The sequence below is a fragment of the Allobaculum sp. JKK-2023 genome (genome assembly GCF_034745455.1).
Lineage (GTDB): Bacteria > Bacillota_I > Bacilli_A > Erysipelotrichales > Erysipelotrichaceae > Allobaculum.
In genome coordinates this window covers 1,719,622-1,738,805 of the sequence record NZ_JAYERV010000003.1, presented here as the reverse complement: position 1 = coordinate 1,738,805, position 19,184 = coordinate 1,719,622, and the positions used below count along the sequence as shown (strand labels likewise).

The 19,184-nt window shown below is 46.0% G+C and carries 11 protein-coding genes, 2 rRNA genes and 1 pseudogene; 10 read left to right on the top strand and 4 right to left on the bottom strand.

What is annotated here, in order from left to right:
* The first annotated feature begins 2 nt into the window (after positions 1-2).
* Positions 3-1,010 carry a ribose-phosphate diphosphokinase gene (locus U4956_RS07050; RefSeq protein WP_323091473.1) on the top strand — a complete coding sequence of 336 codons (1,008 nt, stop codon included), beginning with the start codon at positions 3-5 and terminating at the stop codon, positions 1,008-1,010.
* A gap of 275 nt (positions 1,011-1,285) precedes the next feature.
* Here the strand turns inward: U4956_RS07050 and U4956_RS07045 are convergent, their stop codons facing one another.
* A complete protein-coding gene (locus U4956_RS07045; RefSeq protein WP_323089829.1) occupies positions 1,286-2,272 on the bottom strand; it encodes a hypothetical protein in 987 nt (328 codons plus the stop codon).
* A gap of 434 nt (positions 2,273-2,706) precedes the next feature.
* On the opposite strand from U4956_RS07045, the gene U4956_RS07040 reads away from it, so the two are divergent.
* A complete protein-coding gene (locus tag U4956_RS07040; protein ID WP_323089828.1) occupies positions 2,707-3,228 on the top strand; it encodes a dCTP deaminase domain-containing protein in 522 nt (173 codons plus the stop codon).
* A 232-nt stretch (positions 3,229-3,460) separates the two neighbouring features.
* Here U4956_RS07040 and U4956_RS07035 read toward each other — a convergent pair whose 3' ends face one another.
* Together U4956_RS07035 and galU are read right to left on the bottom strand one after the other, a co-directional pair.
* A complete protein-coding gene (locus U4956_RS07035; RefSeq protein WP_323089827.1) occupies positions 3,461-4,381 on the bottom strand; it encodes a TatD family hydrolase in 921 nt (306 codons plus the stop codon).
* Positions 4,382-4,623: 242 nt separating this feature from the next.
* Positions 4,624-5,493 (bottom strand): annotated as a pseudogene (galU, locus tag U4956_RS07030) (UTP--glucose-1-phosphate uridylyltransferase GalU); the annotation flags it as partial.
* Between the two features lie 968 nt (positions 5,494-6,461).
* On the opposite strand from galU, the gene prfA reads away from it, so the two are divergent.
* The 6 genes from prfA (at position 6,462) to U4956_RS07000 (ending at position 11,612) form a co-directional block, all read left to right on the top strand.
* On the top strand, positions 6,462-7,541 hold the full coding sequence (gene prfA, locus U4956_RS07025) for a peptide chain release factor 1 (RefSeq protein WP_323089826.1): 1,080 nt from the start codon (positions 6,462-6,464) through the stop codon (positions 7,539-7,541).
* Positions 7,538-8,431, top strand: coding sequence for a peptide chain release factor N(5)-glutamine methyltransferase (gene prmC / locus U4956_RS07020; RefSeq protein WP_323089825.1), 894 nt, complete (start codon positions 7,538-7,540; stop codon positions 8,429-8,431). The genes prfA and prmC overlap by 4 nt, the downstream gene beginning before the upstream one ends.
* A gap of 178 nt (positions 8,432-8,609) precedes the next feature.
* Entirely contained in the window at positions 8,610-9,473 is an 864-nt protein-coding gene (locus U4956_RS07015) for a methionyl aminopeptidase (RefSeq protein ID WP_323089824.1), read from the top strand.
* Positions 9,474-9,902: 429 nt separating this feature from the next.
* Positions 9,903-10,334, top strand: a complete 432-nt coding sequence (locus U4956_RS07010; RefSeq protein ID WP_323089823.1) for a Panacea domain-containing protein — start codon at positions 9,903-9,905, stop codon at positions 10,332-10,334.
* Positions 10,321-10,779 carry a hypothetical protein gene (locus U4956_RS07005; RefSeq protein ID WP_323089821.1) on the top strand — a complete coding sequence of 153 codons (459 nt, stop codon included), beginning with the start codon at positions 10,321-10,323 and terminating at the stop codon, positions 10,777-10,779. The genes U4956_RS07010 and U4956_RS07005 overlap by 14 nt, the downstream gene beginning before the upstream one ends.
* Positions 10,780-10,985: 206 nt before the next feature.
* Positions 10,986-11,612 carry an HAD family hydrolase gene (locus U4956_RS07000; protein WP_323089820.1) on the top strand — a complete coding sequence of 209 codons (627 nt, stop codon included), beginning with the start codon at positions 10,986-10,988 and terminating at the stop codon, positions 11,610-11,612.
* Positions 11,613-12,012: 400 nt separating this feature from the next.
* Here the strand turns inward: U4956_RS07000 and U4956_RS06995 are convergent, their stop codons facing one another.
* Positions 12,013-13,386 (bottom strand): IS4 family transposase, encoded by a 1,374-nt coding sequence (locus tag U4956_RS06995; RefSeq protein WP_323089819.1) that lies wholly within the window; start codon positions 13,384-13,386, stop codon positions 12,013-12,015.
* An 842-nt stretch (positions 13,387-14,228) separates the two neighbouring features.
* Between U4956_RS06995 and U4956_RS06990 the strand changes: the two genes are divergently transcribed.
* Positions 14,229-15,757 (top strand): 16S ribosomal RNA (locus tag U4956_RS06990).
* Positions 15,758-16,111: 354 nt separating this feature from the next.
* Positions 16,112-18,993: ribosomal RNA gene (locus tag U4956_RS06985) — 23S ribosomal RNA — on the top strand.
* The 16S and 23S rRNA genes sit together here, the layout of an rRNA operon.
* The last annotated feature ends 191 nt before the right edge of the window (positions 18,994-19,184 follow it).

The following is a 19,184-nucleotide window of genomic DNA, read 5'->3' as shown; positions in this document are numbered from 1 at the left end:
AACTGAAAGATTCTACTGTTGTCTTTGCGCTCTCCGCAAGCCACGATCTCGCGCAGGAAATCTGCGATATTTTAGAAATTCCTCTTGGAAAATGCACTGTCCACCATTTCGCAGATGGCGAAATTCTTGTCGAGCTTGGTGAATCCGTTCGCGGAAAGGACGTCTTCTTCGTCCAGTCAACCAACCGTCCAGTCAATGACAATCTGATGGAACTGTTAATCGGTATCGATGCCTGCAAACGCGCGTCGGCCCGCTCCATCAACTGCGTCATTCCATACTTTGGCTACGCCCGTCAGGATCGCAAAGCCAAACCAAGACAGCCAATCTCATCTAAACTGGTTGCAACCATGTTAGAGAGAGCTGGTGCAAACCGCGTCATCACCATGGACTTACACGCAGCCCAGATCCAGGGCTATTTCGATATCCCTGCCGATGATATCAACACCCTCACCCTGATCAGTGAGTATCTCAAAAGCAAACCAGGCCTCAACCTCGAAGACGTTGTCGTTGTTTCCCCCGACCATGGTGGAACCGTACGCGCAAGAAGACTTGCTGATCGCTTAGGCGCCCCAGTTGCCATCATCGACAAACGCCGTCCAAAACCAAACGTAGCCGTTGCCATGAACTTGCTGGGTGATGTGGATGGCAAAGTAGCCGTTGTGATCGACGACATGGTCGATACCGCAGGTACTTTAACATCCGGCATCAATATGCTTTATGAAAAAGGCGCCCGAGAAGTCATCGCTGCCTGTGCCCACGGTGTTCTGTCCGGACCGGCCATCGAGCGTCTGAAAAACTCCAAACTGACTGAGTTCATCGTAACCAACACAATTGACCAGTCCGAAAACTCCAAGCTTTATAACGAAATGACCGTTCTGTCCGTCGCTCCGCTTGCAGCCGCTGCGATCGAAGCTGTCGAACTCAACGAATCTCTGTCCACAGCTTTAAATGACGCCGTAACCGGTGAATTTGTTCATAAAGTTTGCCAGTCAGACGAAAACCAGGCGTAATCAGCACCGGATTGTCAGGCTCAACCAAGCAGAAGCAATAAACAAGCAGAAGCAGTAAAACAGAAGTGATAGAGTAGAAGATTCCAGGCCTTCTTTGGGCTGATTGAACCGAAAACACAGGTGGTTTCATCTGTAAAGCGAATCTGAAAAACTTTGAATGGATGCAAAAAAGCCCTCTTTTCCAGATACGATCCTATGGATCCAGGAAAAGAGGGCTTTTCATCTGCCAGATTGATCAGGCTGATTGAACGAATTCAATCAAATCGTTCAGAGATTCAAGCTTCAAGTCGTTCTTGAAGCAAAGTCAGATACTCTGAGCGTTCGTCGTCTGGAACATTAAGCAAGTCCATCGCCTGTTCCAAAGAATAGCCAAGATTTTTGCGAATGGCCTGGATGTCCTCCAAACGGGTAGTATGACGCCCTTTTTTGATTCCTTTTTGAATTCCATTTTGTTCAATCGCTTCACCTAAATTACACATATTGTTAAACTCCTTTTCCATTGATTCAGTCATCGGAATCCCAAATTCATTTTTGAGAATGTTTCCTTTTTCTACAGCACTTTTTTTGTTGGAGAGCAGTACATCCAATAAGCGCAGGATTCCTTTATATTTTCCGTCGCCCTCAGAACCACCAAGATAGACCATGAAAATGCTGAGCAAATCGTAGTCACATTCTCTTTCCTGATAATCACCAACGAACGAATCACAGGCCATATGAAGGTGGGTAACGTTATTGGCCCGATATTCAGGCTGGTTCTGACAGATCCAGATTGAGTAGACTTTTCTGATTTTTTCGTAGTGGTCTTTAGTAAAGACACGACCTTTCTGATCAGCGATTTTCTCACTGGTATAGTAGATGGATCGTTTAGGTAAGGGATAGCCAGGATTCGGCTCGTTTTGGGCTTCGATATTGATGATTAATTCGACATGATCCTCAGAATCAGGAACAAGTGCCTGAAACAGAAGGTCGTAAACAATTCCCAATCTGTTCTCGTTCTTTTGAACAGTATCAATACCAGTGATCAGCGGAGGAACTGTGTCAGGTTCAGACGAAAACCGAGAGATCATAGTTTTTCCCTCGATGTATTTGTTCGCAATATCGTCTGTGGACGAATCTTTATATTCTTTTGCAAAAGCCTTCAAAATATGAGCCAGAATTACCTTTTCTGATAAAAGCCGCTTACAGGCCGCATCGTATCTGGCTTTATATTCGGTGCTTCGCAGTCCCTGCGCAATTGATGTTTCAATTTCCGTGGATGTCATGCTTTATTCTCCTTGTAACATATCCGAGGCAGAAGATCTACTGGATCATCTGTTTGTTTTTCATCTTTCCGTTCTTTTACGGAACGATTGAACTGTCAACAATTCCTATAGAAATCAGTGCGGATTCAGTTAATTCCAGTCAGGGGGACTGATAAAAACCGCAGCTGAAAAGATCCAATGTCTCCTGCTTATTTCCATATACGCAGAAAGGAGAGAAGTGTTTTCTAAACTTGGAAAGAGAGCGCCATAGATTTGATGCTCTCCAATGAATCCGGAAAAAGAAGATTTATATTGGTCAGAAATGTTTTCTGGTATTCGTTACTGAAAAGCAAAAGATTCAAATATATGGATTGTTTTTGTGGAGAATATCAGCGTGTCCATTGAATCCCTTTGAGAAATTGGATTAAACTGAATAAATACAAGAAGGTGATGAAATGCCGGTTGATAAGGATATCAGAAACAGAAAAGATGAAATCTTTCAAAATGGTTTCAACGAAGAAAACCTCGGATGTATCTCTTACGATATTCGAATCGGAAAAATTCTGAGAAAAGAACATGAAACAGAATTGACTCTGAATCCGGGCGAGCTTGTTATGGTCCAGTCTGAAGAAGAGTTCTGGGTTCCCAAAGATCTTGCGGTAATTGTTGGTGAAAAAAATTCACTCATGCGCACCGGATTAATCGTAAATGGTCCAACTTATTTTCCGGGCCATCACACAAAAGCCTATCTAAGAGTATTGAATGCTTCCAATAACAAAATAACCATCAGAAAAGGCGACAAAATTGCCCAGCTGTTTTTTGAAGAGCTGAGTCGGGTTCCAGACCAGATTTATCAATCGAATCCTTCAAGTTCTTTTTCAGATGAAACAGAATATCGAGAATATGGACGATACGATGAGGCCTATAAGACAAGAATCACTGAAATGGAAACCGCGGCAGAGAGCCTGAAAAATTAAGAAGGAAAATTCTACGCGAATGTTTTGACCTGAATCTGAAGATCAGGATTGGAGAAGATTTGTTTTCAAGCCGATATTCAAACAGATAAAGGCCTTCCTTACCATGCATGATCCGTGAAGGATCGACAGGAAAGGAAGGCCTTTTGTTCTGGTTGATTCAGGGAAATCGAATGTTTATGGGGAAACGAACCAAAGACTGGAACCTCTCGATTCCTTAACTTCTTGGCTCGTTCTACTTGTTTTCTGCGTTTTCTTCTTCAGAAACAATGACTTCCTTCCACGAAGGATCAAACTGTTCCAGAAAGGAAGGAATGGAAGCCAGAGCCTGTTCTTTTTGAGAAGAAGCAGGTGGCAAGGAAGCAGATGGATCTACAGAGTTTCTATCAGATTTTTCAGCTGCAAACAGGGCTTCAAAGTTCCGGCGGATTTGTTGATTGACCTCTTCAAAGTCCAGTTCTTTGATATCCGCGATCTTTTGAACGGTTGCCTGAACAAAAGCAGGTTCATTACGATGCCCGCGATGAGGAACCGGCGAAAGATAAGGAGAATCTGTCTCCGAAAGCAGGCATTCAACCGGGCAGGCTGCTACATTGGCCGGGCCTTGCTTATTGTTTTTATAGGTAATCGGTCCTGCAAAAGAGATCAGCATCTTGTGCTTTAAAGCTTCTTCCATGATAGGCAAAGATCCGGAGAAGCAATGCAGAATGACAGGTGTCTTCGCATTTTGTTCCAGCAGATCCATCGTGTCCCGGCTTGCATCCCGCATGTGGATGGAAATCGGAAGGTTTGCTTCATTGGCCAGTTCGATCTGCTTTTTGAACAGATCTTTCTGTAAATCCTTAAAGCTTGTGTCCCAATAGTAATCCAGGCCAATTTCACCTAAGACATCCATACGGCCGGACATTGCCTCCTGGCGTAAGAAGTCCAGATCTTCTTGGGTGATGTCCTGGGCATCGCCTGGATAAAAGCCAAAGGCAACCTTGAGCAGTTCTGGATGCTTAAATTTCAGGTCCAGAGCCCGCAGATATTCCGTTTTGTTGGTGCACATCACCATCATCAGATCTACACCGGCTTCTTGGGCTCGTTCTAAAATTTCCTCAACCTGGGGATACAGTTCATCGCAGGTGATATGGCAATGCGTATCGGTGATCATTTCTGGCAGCCTTCTTTTTCGGCGTCTAAAACAGTCGATGCGATGGCCGTTTCTTCAAGAGATCCGTTCTGGATGCCTTCAATGGCCTGGGCTGTTTCAATTGGCTCTACAGCCTCCATGGCGGCTTTGGTCTGGAAAGCTTTTTTGGAGGCATCGGCTGTTTCATTGACAGGGCTGGTCTTGAAGATCTTGCAGGCTGGCTTTTCTTCGGCTGGAGCGGGTTTGTCAGATTTGATATAGCCTAATGCTTCGATGATGTCTTCCATGGCTTCTTTTGTATCATCGCGGTTGAGCGCAAATTCAACCTGTGCCTGTAAGAATCCCTTTCGATCGCCAACGTCATAACGATTGCCGTCAAACTGGCAGGCATAGACAGCTTCTTCTTTGGCCAGGCGGTCAATCGCATCGGTCAGCTGGATTTCGTTGCCTTTGCCGGCTTTCTGGTCTTCTAATTTATTGAAAATATCGGGGCTCAGGACATAACGGCCTAAAATGGCCATGTTGCTTGGCGCGTTTTCAAAGGCTGGTTTTTCAACGAAGTGTGAAACTTCCATCACCCGGTCATTGATTGCTTGACTTGGAGCGATGATGCCATATTTCGAAATGTTTTCATCTGCAACGGGCTGCACGCCAACGACGCTTGCACCCGTTTCTTCATAGACATCCATCAACTGACGGATCGCCCCTTTGCCACCGCGATTGACGACAATATCATCGCCCAGCAGCACCGCAAAGGGTTCATCACCCACAAAGCTGCGGGCGCATAAAATGGCATGGCCCAGGCCTTTGGGCGTTTTCTGACGGACTGAAACGACATTGACCATGTCGGTAATGTCTTCGATCATCTGTAAATGTTCAAGATCGTTGCTGGCTTTCAGCTTTTCTTCGAGTTCAAAAGAACGGTCGAAATGGTTTTCAATGGATTGTTTATAGGAGTTGGTGACCAGGCAGATTTCTTCAATGCCAGAAGCCACCGCTTCTTCAATGATGTACTGAATGGTTGGAATATCTACAATCGGGAGCATTTCCTTAGGAATGGCTTTGGTTGCAGGTAAAAAACGGGTTCCAAATCCCGCTGCCGGAATGACGGCCTTACGAACTTTCTTCTTCATGCGTTCACTATCCTTTCGTCTTAGAGTGCTTGGCAAAATAAATTCAATCCGAATTCTCGAATTCGATTGTTGAATTGTTGAAGTGGTGGGAGAAGATCGCAAAGATCAGAATCGATCTGGAAGATCAAAGAAATTGAAGCCAGCTCTTGTTTTGAATAGAGCATGGATAAGCTTTTGGATGAGCAGGTTTGTGAGCAGAAAGAAATCAGATCCTTTTTCAGATGGATGCAGGCACAAAAGCGCATTGGGAAACTCTAATTCATCAAAGCCAATTCATCCCAAAAGCACGAACAAGCCGCATCGAACAGAGAACAAATCCACTCCAGCGATCAAAGACAGGAAAAGAAAACGGTCCAGAATGTTTTCTTTTCAAAAACTTCATCTTGAAATTTCACCATAAAAAATCCAGAAGAGCTGATTTTCTCAAGGCAGACAAACAGCTTTTCTGTCTTCTTCTAACTTTATATTCTAAACGGACATGGATCTTCAATCAAAAGAACGATGCAAATCGCAGATCAACCAGCACTTTCTTACGACCTTCCCGAAAAAGTACAAGGTAGATCGTGTAGGCTTTTCAACAGCTTGTCAAGAGCAAAAAATGGTCTTTTTCGAAGCCTGAAGGTTTTCTTGTTATAATGAAGCTTGACCAATTGCGCCCTGACTTCTTAAACTTCACCAACAAACAGGCAAAGACCGCACCGTGCAGGCGTGATCTGGCCCAAGGCGCTTTGGAAATCGGAAGATAGAAGCAGAAACTTCTTATGTAAATCTCAATGTGAATTCAATCCATGCAGCGCGAAACCAAAAACGCAAAATTTTATTTGCACCTCTATTTTCAAAGTCTGCGCAGACTGAACCATTAAGAAAGGATGCCCAGATTTTGGCTGGATGAACAAACAGACTGACCCATCAACGGACAGCCTGATTCATCCAGCAGACAGATACTTACCATACAGAAAGGACAAATCATGGCAAAAATGGAAGAACGCCTCGACAAGCTTGCTGCTCGTCTGGACGAAATCAATGAAAAAATGATGGACCCGAGTGTCGTCAGTGACCGCCGACAGATGTCAAAACTTGGACGCGAAGCCAATGAACTGACCCCGATTGTCGATGTCTATAACGAATACAAAGCCGCCCAGGCCGGCCTGGCGGATGCCAGAGAACTTATGAACGAGGATGATAAAGATATCCGCGAAATGGCCAAAATGGAAATCGAAGAACTCGAGCCAAAAATTGACGACTATATCAAACAGCTCGAACTGCTCTTAGTTCCAACGGATCCTAACGACTCCCACAACGCCTTTATGGAAATTCGCGGGGCTGCGGGTGGCGATGAAGCCAACATCTTTGCGGGCGACTTATTTCGCATGTATTCCAAATATGCAGACTCCAAAGGCTGGAAGCTGGAAGTCACAGATGCTGAAGACTCCGAAGCCGGCGGCTATTCTCTGATTTGCTTTAAGATCACCGGCCAGCATGCTTACGGAACTCTGAAATATGAATCCGGAAGCCATCGCGTGCAGCGTGTTCCAAAGACCGAATCGCAGGGTCGTATCCAGACCTCAACCGCAACCGTCCTGGTTTACCCGGAAATCGATGAAGAAGACTTTGATATCGATATGAACGACCTGGAAATTGAAACCATGCGTGCATCGGGTGCCGGTGGTCAGCACGTAAACAAAACCGACTCCGCGGTCCGCATTATCCACAAGCCAACCGGCATTGTCGTCAAATGCCAGGATGGCCGTTCCCAGCACGAAAACCGTGCGACCGCTCTGGCTACCATTGCGGCGCGTGTCAAAGAAGAACGCCAGCGTGAAATTGACCAGAAAAACGAAGCAGAACGGAAAACCAAAATCGGAACCGGCGACCGTGCAGAAAAGATCCGCACCTACAACTACCCACAGAACCGGATTACCGATCACCGCATCGGTTATTCTGTAAACCAGCTCGACCGAATGATTGATGGCCGTCTGGATGATCTGATGAAAGCTTTACAGATGGCTGATCAGAAAGCCAAACTCGCCGGAGAATCCTTATCATGATTACCTGGCATCAATTGCTTAATGAAGGAAAAGAACGTCTCTATCAGGCTGGAAATTCCGATCAGGCAGCGATGATGCTGCTCAACGAACTGTGCAGACTGCGCAACGTGAATCTGTATATGGACCTGGATGGACCGGCAAATTCGGAGATTGCGACCGAATATCTTGAAGGCATTCACCGTCTGGAAAAAGGCGAGCCATTAGGTTATGTCTTAGGCTTTGAAAATTTTTATGGCTATGACTTCATGGTTAACGAAAACGTCCTGATCCCAAGACCGGAAACTGAAGAACTCACCGGCCAGGTTTTAATGCTTCTCGACCAGAAATTTGAACAGGTCGAACATCCCGTTGTGTTTGATGTGGCAACCGGCAGCGGTGCGATTGGCATTACGCTGAGTCTTGAAGATCCAAGACTGGATGTCTACGCCTCTGATATTTCCAAAGACGCTTTACAGGTCGCCTGGGCCAACAATGAAAAACTTGGCGGCCGCGTGGTATTTCTGGAAGGCGATATGTTAGAGCCATTTATAGATCGGAAAATGTTCTGTGATTTCCTCGTCTGCAACCCGCCCTATATCCCATCCGAAGAACAGCTCGATCATGGTGTGGTTGACTACGAACCCAACGTTGCTTTATTTGGAGGAAGTGATGGCCTGCATTTCTACCGCTCCGTCTTTAAAAACGCCTCCAAAGTCCTCAAGCCAAACGCCATTATGGCCTTTGAAATGGGCTACGACCAGGGCGAACGCCTCTCCAGACTGGCCAGGGAATACTTTCCTGATGCCAATGTAGAAGTCTTAAAAGATATGAGCGGCAAAGACCGCATCTTGGTGGTGGAAACCCACCGTGAACTCTTTGAGCAAGGACAGTCAGAACGGGCGGTGTATTAATCGCTCGAAGCAAAAGCCGAAACCCTTCCAAAAAGAAGATTTAGTCCGGCCATTTAGAGCCACTCCTGAACAAAATCCAAACCTCACGAAGAGATCTGTCAAAAGGCAGCTCTCTTTTCTGCGTTTTGAAGTATATTGAAGTTAGACAAAACAAACTCTAGAAAGAAGAAAACAGACAATGATTCAACGCAACGATCCTTGCTGGTGCGGATCCGGCAAGAAATATAAGAAATGCCATGAAAATTTTGACCGTAAACTGATGTCGATGAAACTGCGCGGCAAACAGGTACCCCCACAGCGCCTGATCAAAAACGAAGAAGATATCAAGTGGATCCGGGAAGCCGGCAAAATCAATACGGCTGTTCTCGACCTGGTTGGAGAAAAAATCCATGCCGGCATGACCACCGATGAAATCGACCAGCTCGTCTACAACTACACCATTGAACATGGTGCAACTCCAGCTCCTCTTGGCTATGAAGGCTTTCCAAAAAGCTGCTGCACATCAATCAATGACCAGATCTGCCATGGCATTCCGGATGATACCGTCTTAAAAGAAGGAGACATCGTCAATGTCGACTGCACAACCATCTATCATGGCCACTATGCGGATGCCAGCCGGATGTACTGCATCGGTGAAGTCTCCGACAAAGCAAAAAAACTGGTCGATGTGACCAAACAATGCCTGGAAGCCGGGATTGCAGCTGTAAGACCATGGGGCAATGTCGGCGATATTGGTGCCGCCATTCAGCCGATCGCCCATGCCAATGGCTTTTCAGTGGTCACCGACTTCTGCGGCCATGGGGTTGGCAATGATTTCCATGAAGATCCCTATATCCATCACGTTGGCCACAAAGGTACGGGCATGGTGCTGGCTCCAGGGATGGTCTTCACGATCGAGCCAATGATCAATGAAGGCGTTGCCTCCTTATTCATTGATGCTGATAACGACTGGACTTCCTATACGGATGACGGAAAACTCTCCGCTCAATGGGAAAAGACGCTTCTGGTCACCGACGACGGCATTGAAATTATTACCGAATAAGATTTCAGATCGAAGGTTGCCCAGACGATTGGTTAAACAAGAAGATAAGCCTAAATGAAAAGATCTGAGCCTGAACACGATCAAGCCAGACCTTGACAACAGAAAACACAAAGCAGAACGATAGAGTCTGATCCAAAATCAGATGATTTCCCGTTCTGCTTTTTCTCTGGTCTTATGGATCAGGAGATTGGTAAGGTTGTAGTGATATCAATTGAATTAGATGGTATACATATCTTAAAAATATTTTAATTGACTATTTATTAAGACTTTCTAAATTAGATTTGTAAAACTGATTGAAGGCGTTTTACAAGCCATGATCGAGCGGGAAAAAGATCAGATGGATCAGTGAATCTATATAAAATTTCTTCAAACGCCTTGTGCCAGATTCCAAACCATTCAATAATCTTCTTGAGGGAGGAGGAGAATGACATGGCAACAGTTTTTGATGTGGCAACTTATATTCTTGAAAAGAAAGGCTCGCTCAGTGCGATGAAATTGCAGAAGCTTTGCTATTACGCACAGGCCTGGTCTTTAGTTTGGGATGGCAAGGAACTCTTTCCCGAGGAATTTGAAGCTTGGAAAAATGGCCCGGTTTGTCGACCGCTTTACATCCGGACCCGAGGAAAATTTCTTGTTTCGAAAACAGATGAGAATGGAAATTCTGATCGTTTAACGCAGGAACAGAAGGATACAGTGAATTCGGTTTTAGACTACTATGGTGATAAAGATGCGCAGTGGCTCAGTCGTCTGACCCATATGGAGGATCCGTGGAAAAATGCCCGGGCTGGTTACAACGATGGGGACCATTGCGAAGAGGTAATCAGTAAAGCCTCAATGGCTGAATATTATGAGTCCCTCTAAAAAGAAAGTTCCAAAACTGAAGCAAAGTCCTCAAAAATCTGGCGCAGTTCGCTCTGAAAATCCGGACGCTTATTTTGATAGAACTCCTTCTTGGCGTTTTATTCAAATGGATAAGGAAATGTGGAGTCCTTTGAAGCAAGCGGATGGAGTAGCAAAGAATGTCCTGCCAAAAATGTATGGCTGGGAAAGCCAGACATGGAAAGAAATTATCAAACCTAAAAAACAAAATCACTTTATTCAGGTCTCTACCCTAAACAAATGTGCGATAGAGCGGCTTGAAGAGTTGCGTATTGAAGCGGAAAGCCTTTTTTCTTTGCGGATCCAGGGAAAAGAACGACTTTATGGGCTGATAGAGGGAGATGGCACGTTTAATATTATCTGGTATGACACTGATCATGGGGATAATTCGACTTGTGTATGTAAATCTCAAAAGAAACACACTTGAGTACTCATGGTGATCGAATAAACTCATAAAAGTATAAAAGTCTTAGTTTAAATGGAAATGGTGCATTGAAGCAGAATGATGGAGTCTGATCCAAAATCAGATGATTTCCCGTTCTGCTTTTTTTTCTGTATTCAAAACGCCAGTCTTTAATTCCTGAAGACCGGATTGAACTTGATGAGTGATTCAGCCCCAGATAGACTGAAGTCATGAAAACGAAAACACCTTTACTCTTTGATCTTGACGGAACCTTATGGGATACCCGTCAGAAGATTGCTGACAGCTGGAACAATACCTTTGAACGAGAAGGACTGTCCCGCAGAGTCACCCTTGAAAACCTTTCCCCGCTCCTTGGCAAAACCATGGATGCCTTCCGCAAGTTTTATCTGCCTGAGCTTCCCATTCAGGAAGCAGAAGCAATCATGGCCAAACTGGAAACCCAGGAAGTCATCGACTTGCAAAGTGGATGCCAGTCCTGCATTTATGACCATGTCATTTCGACTCTGAAAGAACTGGCTAAAGATCACTATATCGGCATCGTCTCCAACTGCCAGATCGGATACATTGAAGACTTCATTGCCAACGCAAACCTTGAAGACGTGATTGATGGTCATCTTTGTTATGGTGAAACCCTTGAAAGCAAAGATAAAACCATCCAGGCCCTCATGGCCAGAGACAACCTGGAAAAAGCAATCTACATTGGCGATACCAATGGGGATAAACAAGCCGCAATGGATGCTGGCATCCCATTCATCTGGGTGAAATACGGCTTTGGTGAACAGGTAGAACCAAAAGGAATCAATGACTTTGAAGAACTTCTGAGCATGGAGTACTGAGGATGGAGTGTTAACTATAGAGTATCGACTACAGAGGCAGAAACAGAAATATAGAGGTACAAAGACACAAGAGACCTTTAAAGATCTGTTCGATTCGCCAAGACGTCGGGAATTCAAAATAAACAGTTAGGTAGAGCAACCCGGTATCCGTTAGAACAATCAGGGATCCGTAAAGCAATCCGCAAATAATAAGCCGGTCTTCTGGGCAGAAAATCCAATGTCATTTAGCTAGAAAAATATGACCTCAAACTTTGTATAAAAATCAAAGACAAAGTGGATGATAGGAATAGAATTTGGCTGTATTCATCAAAATAGGTGCACTAAAAACAACCCTTCGATAAGAGCCGTTTTTAAGAATTGTATGGGTGGTTTGTATCAATAAGATGCGCATATAATGCACTTATCGATAGGTGAACCATATCAAACGATTGGGATGGAGATTTCGCTTGAAGCTCCTTTCCGGCCGAACAGGTAGTTTTTCTCTGAGCAGCTCCTCAGTCAGAGCCTGAAACTCCGCTTTTGTAATTTGACGAATCGTTCGATTCTTCGTCCACTTCGGGGTGAACGTGTTCCTGATAGCCTGTATCGCCTTAGTTGTATTGATTTGGTATTCATAAGTTGTCTGATTCTCTTCTTTATTATCTGATTGAGATGATTCAAGAACACACTTTTTGATCTCGGAAACCAGATTGTAGAAGATAAGGGATGAATAAATCTCCTGAATGATGTATTCTGCTTTTATCGAGTGGATACGTTTCATTCCTATTCCATATTTAAGCCAGGAGAAACTCTGCTCGATTCGCCACCTTAGGTGGTAAATAAATCCAAGAGCCTCCGGAGGAAATTCTGCTTCATCCAGATTGGTAATCAGTCCTTCCCAGACGTTGTCGCCAATCTCGATAGCTACCACCCTGCAGTCAAAATCAATAAATTCAGATTCTGGATCAATCTGTCTCATTGATTTTTTGACCAGGTATTTCATCTGGGGGTTTTCTTTTTCTCTTTTTCTTTGGTGGTGGGTAAGAATGCGGCTGATCTGCTGGTCTTCTGTATGGTCAAGCTCTGTATAAGTCAGGCAGCTATACTCTCGTTCTTTCATACGTATGAGGTATTTGTGCCCTAAGGATTCAATAAGCTTACACAATGGGTAAGAGAAATACCCTCTGTCCATGACAAAGAGAAATGTCTCGCCAGGATAAGCTTCATGAATCTCCTTGACCATTTTCATAGCAGCACCTCGTTCGTCTTTGGACCTCTGGTCTTGAGTGACGATGGCTAAAAATTTGTCATTAAGTACGTCATAGGCTGCGTTAACGTGAATACCGGCCCGGATAATGTTTTCCTTGTTCTTGGTATAAATGATGTAGTCAGGTTCATCTTCATTTGGCGCAACAGGTTCATTGGTTCCGTCAAAAGCGATTACCCTGTGTTCTTTATATTTTTTATCCATGGAATAAAGTGCCAATGTGGCTTTGTGCAGTGTTGAAAATACGCTGACTGGAGTCTTGGCTTTTGTCTGAACAAGTGCCGAAGCAGATGGTCTTACACTGCCCATGCCGAAATAGTTCATGGATAAATCGGAGAGTGTTGATCCATTCCCGATAATGGATGTATTCAGGAAATGGAACAAGTTTATTTTTGATGATCGATAATGACTTCGTGAGAAAGCTCCTGTTTGAGAAGCAAGAATCTTCTCCTGTTTGTAGGCAAATTCCTCAAGGGATTTCATGAATTTTTGATAAATCACGGACGGCGAAGTAACTTTAGTTGCCATATTTTCCTCCTTATAAAGTTATGTTTTCAACGTGATAAGGATTAAATTAGATAATTATGGAGCTATTGTCAAAGTTAATTTTCGTTAAACCAGAAAACATAAAATCCACCATCTGTGCACGGATGGTGGACAATACTAACTATCAAAAACTAAGCTAAATGACATTGGCAGAAAATCACAAAAGATTTCAAGAGAAGACCGGCTTATCTTAATAATAAGAAAACCAACTCTTCTGAAATACAGTCTGAAACCATACTGCAAGACTTTGGTAAAATGAAAAGAAAAGGTGAAAAAGACTGAAACCTAAGCCGAAAATCTGGAGAAAAGGCTTACACAGAATTTCTTTAAAATTTTTGAGATAAGAGGTTGACAACAGGCGATTAGTGGGATTATGATCATCAAGCTTTTGTTCAAGGGCTAAGCCGAGACCGATCCATCAGGATCTGGTTGGACAGCATAGCCTCAAAGGGCAGAAACGACATCTTGTGAATAAATAAAAATTATTCACAAAAGGCTTGATCCACAGTATCCGTTGTGTTACTATGGTTGAGCGCAAGGGAAATGGCTTCCCGACAGTGCGGATCATCACTAGATATCGAAGAAATCATCAATTGTGAAATTCTTAAAAATATTTCACAAAAGATGTTGACTTCTGGATCTGCTGATGGTAAGATAAACAAGCCTTGTGAGGGAAAATGATTCACTCACAAACAGATGGCTCTTTGAAAACTCTGATTACAGACAATTCAATATTCGAAATTAACACGTCGATTCTTGAAACAACACTTAATACTTCAATAATCAATTCACGAAATATAAACGCAATAGCGTTGAGTCAATATCAAATGGAGAGTTTGATCCTGGCTCAGGATGAACGCTGGCGGCATGCCTAATACATGCAAGTCGAACGGAACACTTTTGTGTTCAGTGGCGAACGGGTGAGTAACACGTAGATAACCTGCCCATATCCGGGGGATACGCTTTGGAAACGAAGTCTAAAACCCCATAGGAAAACAGAAGGCATCTTCTGTTTTTGAAACAGGCCTTAAAGCCTGGGAGATGAATGGATCTGCGGTGCATTAGTTAGTTGGCAGGGTAAAAGCCTACCAAGACGATGATGCATAGCCGGCCTGAGAGGGCGATCGGCCACACTGGGACTGAGACACGGCCCAGACTCCTGCGGGAGGCAGCAGTAGGGAATTTTCGTCAATGGGCGCAAGCCTGAACGAGCAATGCCGCGTGAGTGAGGAAGGTCTTCGGATCGTAAAGCTCTGTTGCAGGTCAGAAAAGAAGGAAAGAGGAAATGCTTTTCTTTTGATAGTAACCTGCCAGAAAGTCACGGCTAACTACGTGCCAGCAGCCGCGGTAATACGTAGGTGGCAAGCGTTATCCGGAATGATTGGGCGTAAAGGGTGCGCAGGCGGCGTGGCAAGTCTGAAGTGAAAGGTACGGGCTCAACCTGTACAGGCTTTGGAAACTGCCACGCTCGAGGACAGGAGAGGGCGGTGGAACTCCATGTGTAGCGGTAAAATGCGTAGATATATGGAAGAACACCAGTGGCGAAGGCGGCCGCCTGGACTGTTACTGACGCTCAGGCACGAAAGCGTGGGGAGCAAATAGGATTAGATACCCTAGTAGTCCACGCCCTAAACGATGAGGAGCAGGTGTCGGGGGTAATGCCCCGGTGCCGAAGCTAACGCAATGACTCCTCCGCCTGGGGAGTATGCACGCAAGTGTGAAACTCAAAGGAATTGACGGGGGCCCGCACAAGCGGTGGAGTATGTGGTTTAATTCGAAGCAACGCGAAGAACCTTACCAGGCCTTGACATGGGATGCGAAGACTTAGAGATAAGTTGGAGGATATCATCCACACAGGTGGTGCATGGTTGTCGTCAGCTCGTGTCGTGAGATGTTCAGTTAAGTCTGGCAACGAGCGCAACCCTCGTGATCTGTTACTACCAGTAAGATGAGGACTCAGATCAGACTGCCGGTGACAAACCGGAGGAAGGCGGGGATGACGTCAAATCATCATGCCCCTTATGGCCTGGGCTACACACGTACTACAATGGCGCCTACAGACGGAAGCGAAGCTGTGAAGTGGAGCGAACCCGAGAAAAGGCGTCCCAGTTCGGATTGAAGTCTGCAACCCGACTTCATGAAGTTGGAATCGCTAGTAATCGCGGATCAGCATGCCGCGGTGAATACGTTCCCGGGCCTTGTACACACCGCCCGTCAAACCATGGAAGCCGGCAACGCCCGAAGCCGATGGCATAACCTGAAAAGGAGTGAGTCGTCGAAGGCGGGGCCGATGACTGGGGTTAAGTCGTAACAAGGTATCCCTACGGGAACGTGGGGATGGATCACCTCCTTTCTAAGGAGAAAGTACAAGGAAGCATTAAGTAACTAAGTTGGAGTCTGTAACAGAGTTTTGGAAGAGCGATCTTCCAGGCTGAAATTCATCTTCTTCTCGAAGAACAAAGTTCAAAAGAGAAGTACAGAAGAAACAGTCTAAAACATGGATCTTTGAAAAACGAACATCAGTATAAGACATAACAGAAGGTCTGACGTAAGTTGTAAGTAGCAACGTTACGAAAGTAACCGACTGAAAAGAGAGAAGAAATTCAATCTTTGAAGTCACAAGATTTACCAAGTCAGAAAACAGTTAACAGTTCTTATTAGAAAAATCTCGAAAAAGCATAGTTAAAAACAAGCATATTTGAAACTAGATCAAGCAAGGAAGGGCGTACGGAGGATGCCTTGCCACTCTTGAATGATGAAGGACGCATCAGACTGCGAAAAGCTGCGGGGAGCTGTCAGGAAAGCGACGATCCGCAGGTATCCGAATGGGGGAACCCGGCTGGAGTCATATCCAGTCATCCATATTTCTGAATATGGAGAGCAACCCGGTGAACTGAAACATCTAAGTAGCCGGAGGAAAAGAAAACAACAGTGATTTCCCGAGTAGCGGCGAGCGAAAGGGAATTAGCCCAAACCATAGCGATATGGGGTTGTAGGAGCGCACCAGACAAAACGCGAGCGAACAGGAACGCGATGGAAAGCACGGACACAGAAGGTGAAATCCCTGTACTGGAAAGCAAGCGAAGTAGTCAGCGAGATCCTGAGTACGACGGGACACGTGAAATCCTGTCGGAAGCAGGCGGGACCATCCGCCAAGGCTGAATAAGTAAGAGTGAGCGACAGTGAAGAAGTACCGTGAGGGAAAGGTGAAAAGAACCGCGCAAGCGGAGTGAAAGAGAACCTGAAACCGTATGCCTGCAAGAAGTCAGAGCCCGTCAAAGGGTGATGGCGTGCCTTTTGTAGAATGAACCGGCGAGCTGCTTTTGGATGCAAGGTTAAGCAGGAAAATGCGAAGCCGAAGCGAAAGCGAGTCTTAACAGGGCGAATGAAGTAGCCAGGAGCAGACCCGAAACCGGGTGATCTAGCCATGGGCAGGTTGAAGCAGAGGTGAAACTTTGTGGAGGACCGAACCGACCATCGTTGAAAAGCTGGCGGATGACCTGTGGCTGGCGGAGAAATTCCAATCGAACCCGGAGATAGCTGGTTCTCCCCGAAATAGCTTTAGGGCTAGCGTTAACGCAAGCCAGCGGAGGTAGAGCACTGAATTCATGATGGCCCCATCCCGGGGTACTGAATGGAATCAAACTTCGAATGCCGCAAGGAGAAAAGTTGGCAGTCAGAGTGTGGGTGATAAGGTCCATGCTCAAGAGGGAAACAGCCCAGACCGCCGGCTAAGGCCCCAAAATGATGACTCAGTGGAAAAGGATGTGGGGACGCACGGACAACTAGGAGGTTGGCTCAGAAGCAGCCACCCTTTAAAGAGTGCGTAACAGCTCACTAGTCGAGTGGCCCTGCGCCGAAAATGTACCGGGGCTAAGTCATCTGCCGAAGCCGCGGATAAGGATTGAAAGATTTTTATGGTAGGGGAGCGTTGCATGTTCATGGAAGCAGAATCGTGAGAGTCTGTGGAGGACATGGAAGTGAGAATGCCGGTGTGAGTAGCGAGATGCAGGTGAGAATCCTGCACACCGAAAGCCCAAGGATTCCAGGGGAAGGTTCGTCCGCCCTGGGTCAGTCGGGACCTAATGATAAGCCGACAGGCGAAGCAGATGGAAAGCAGGCGAAGATTCCTGCACCCGCAATAAAGGCGATGGAGTGACAAAGACGGGAAGTGTGACCCTCTTAATGGATTGAGGGCCAAGCGCGGCAGTACGGATCCAGGCAAATCCGGATCAATGCGTACAGAGCGTGAAGGGTAAGCGAAATCGAAAGAAAGTAGCCAAGCACATGGAGCGGCTTTCAAGAAAAGCTTCTAGCTTAAACTTTATTGCGGCCCGTACCAAAACCGACACAGGTGGGCGCGCTGAGCAAGCGAAGGTGAGCGAGAGAACTGTTGCCAAGGAACTCGGCAAAATTGCCCCGTACGTTCGCAAGAAGGGGCGCTCGAGAGAGCCGCAGTGAAAAGGCCCAAGCGACTGTTTAACTAAAACACAGCTCTATGCAAAGCCGCAAGGCGAAGTATATGGGGTGACACCTGCCCGGTGCTGGAAGGTTAAGGGGATCTGTTATCCGCAGGGAGAAGCAGTGGTCCGAAGCCCCAGTGAACGGCGGCCGTAACTATAACGGTCCTAAGGTAGCGAAATTCCTTGTCAGGTAAGTTCTGACCCGCACGAAAGGTGAAACGATTTGGGCGCTGTCTCGGCAGCAGACTCGGTGAAATCTTAGTACCTGTGAAAATGCAGGTTACCCGCAACTAGACGGAAAGACCCCATGGAGCTTTACTGCAGCCTGGTATTGGGTTTTGGATGATCATGTACAGGATAGGCGGGAGGCTATGAAGAAGGAACGCCAGTTTCTTTGGAGCCGCCGTTGGGATACCGCCCCTGATGATTTGAAGCCCTAACGTGAAGAGAGAATCTTACAGACAGTGCCAGGCGGGCAGTTTGACTGGGGCGGTCGCCTCCTAAAGAGTAACGGAGGCGCCCAAAGGTGCGTTCAGTCTGGATGGAAACCAGACAGAGAGTGTAAATGCATAAGCGCGCCTGACTGCGACACCAACAAGTGGAGCAGGGACGAAAGTCGGGATTAGTGATCCGGCGGTGCCGAATGGAAGGGCCGTCGCTCAACGGATAAAAGCTACCCTGGGGATAACAGGCTGATCCCGCCCAAGAGTTCACATCGACGGCGGGGTTTGGCACCTCGATGTCGGCTCATCGCATCCTGGAGCTGGATTCGGTTCCAAGGGTTGGGCTGTCCGCCCATTAAAGCGGTACGCGAGCTGGGTTCAGAACGTCGTGAGACAGTTCGGTCCCTATCTGTTGTGGGCGCAGGAGATCTGAGGGGAGCTGTCCTCAGTACGAGAGGACCGGGATGGACCTGCCAATGGTGCATCGGTTGTCACGCCAGTGGCACAGCCGGGCAGCCAAGCAGGGAATGGATAAGCGCTGAAAGCATCTAAGTGCGAAGCCAGCCCCAAGATAAGATCTGCGGTAGATAAGACCCCTTGAAGACTACAAGGAAATAGGCTGGGTATGGAAGTTACGTGAGTAATGAAGTTGGCCAGTACTAATCGGTCGAAAGCTTAATCTAAGATAACGAGAGCGCCTGTTGGAGTGATGAAGAATTGATGAAGGATATGGAACCAGAGTCAAAGACGCAAGTTAAAGACAATGATTCCAGAATCATTCAAAATCACAGACAGGCGGTAATAAGAAGTAAACGATCAGAAATGATCTAATCATAACTGTAACCAAGGTTATGTCGAAGCTGGTGTTTGTTTT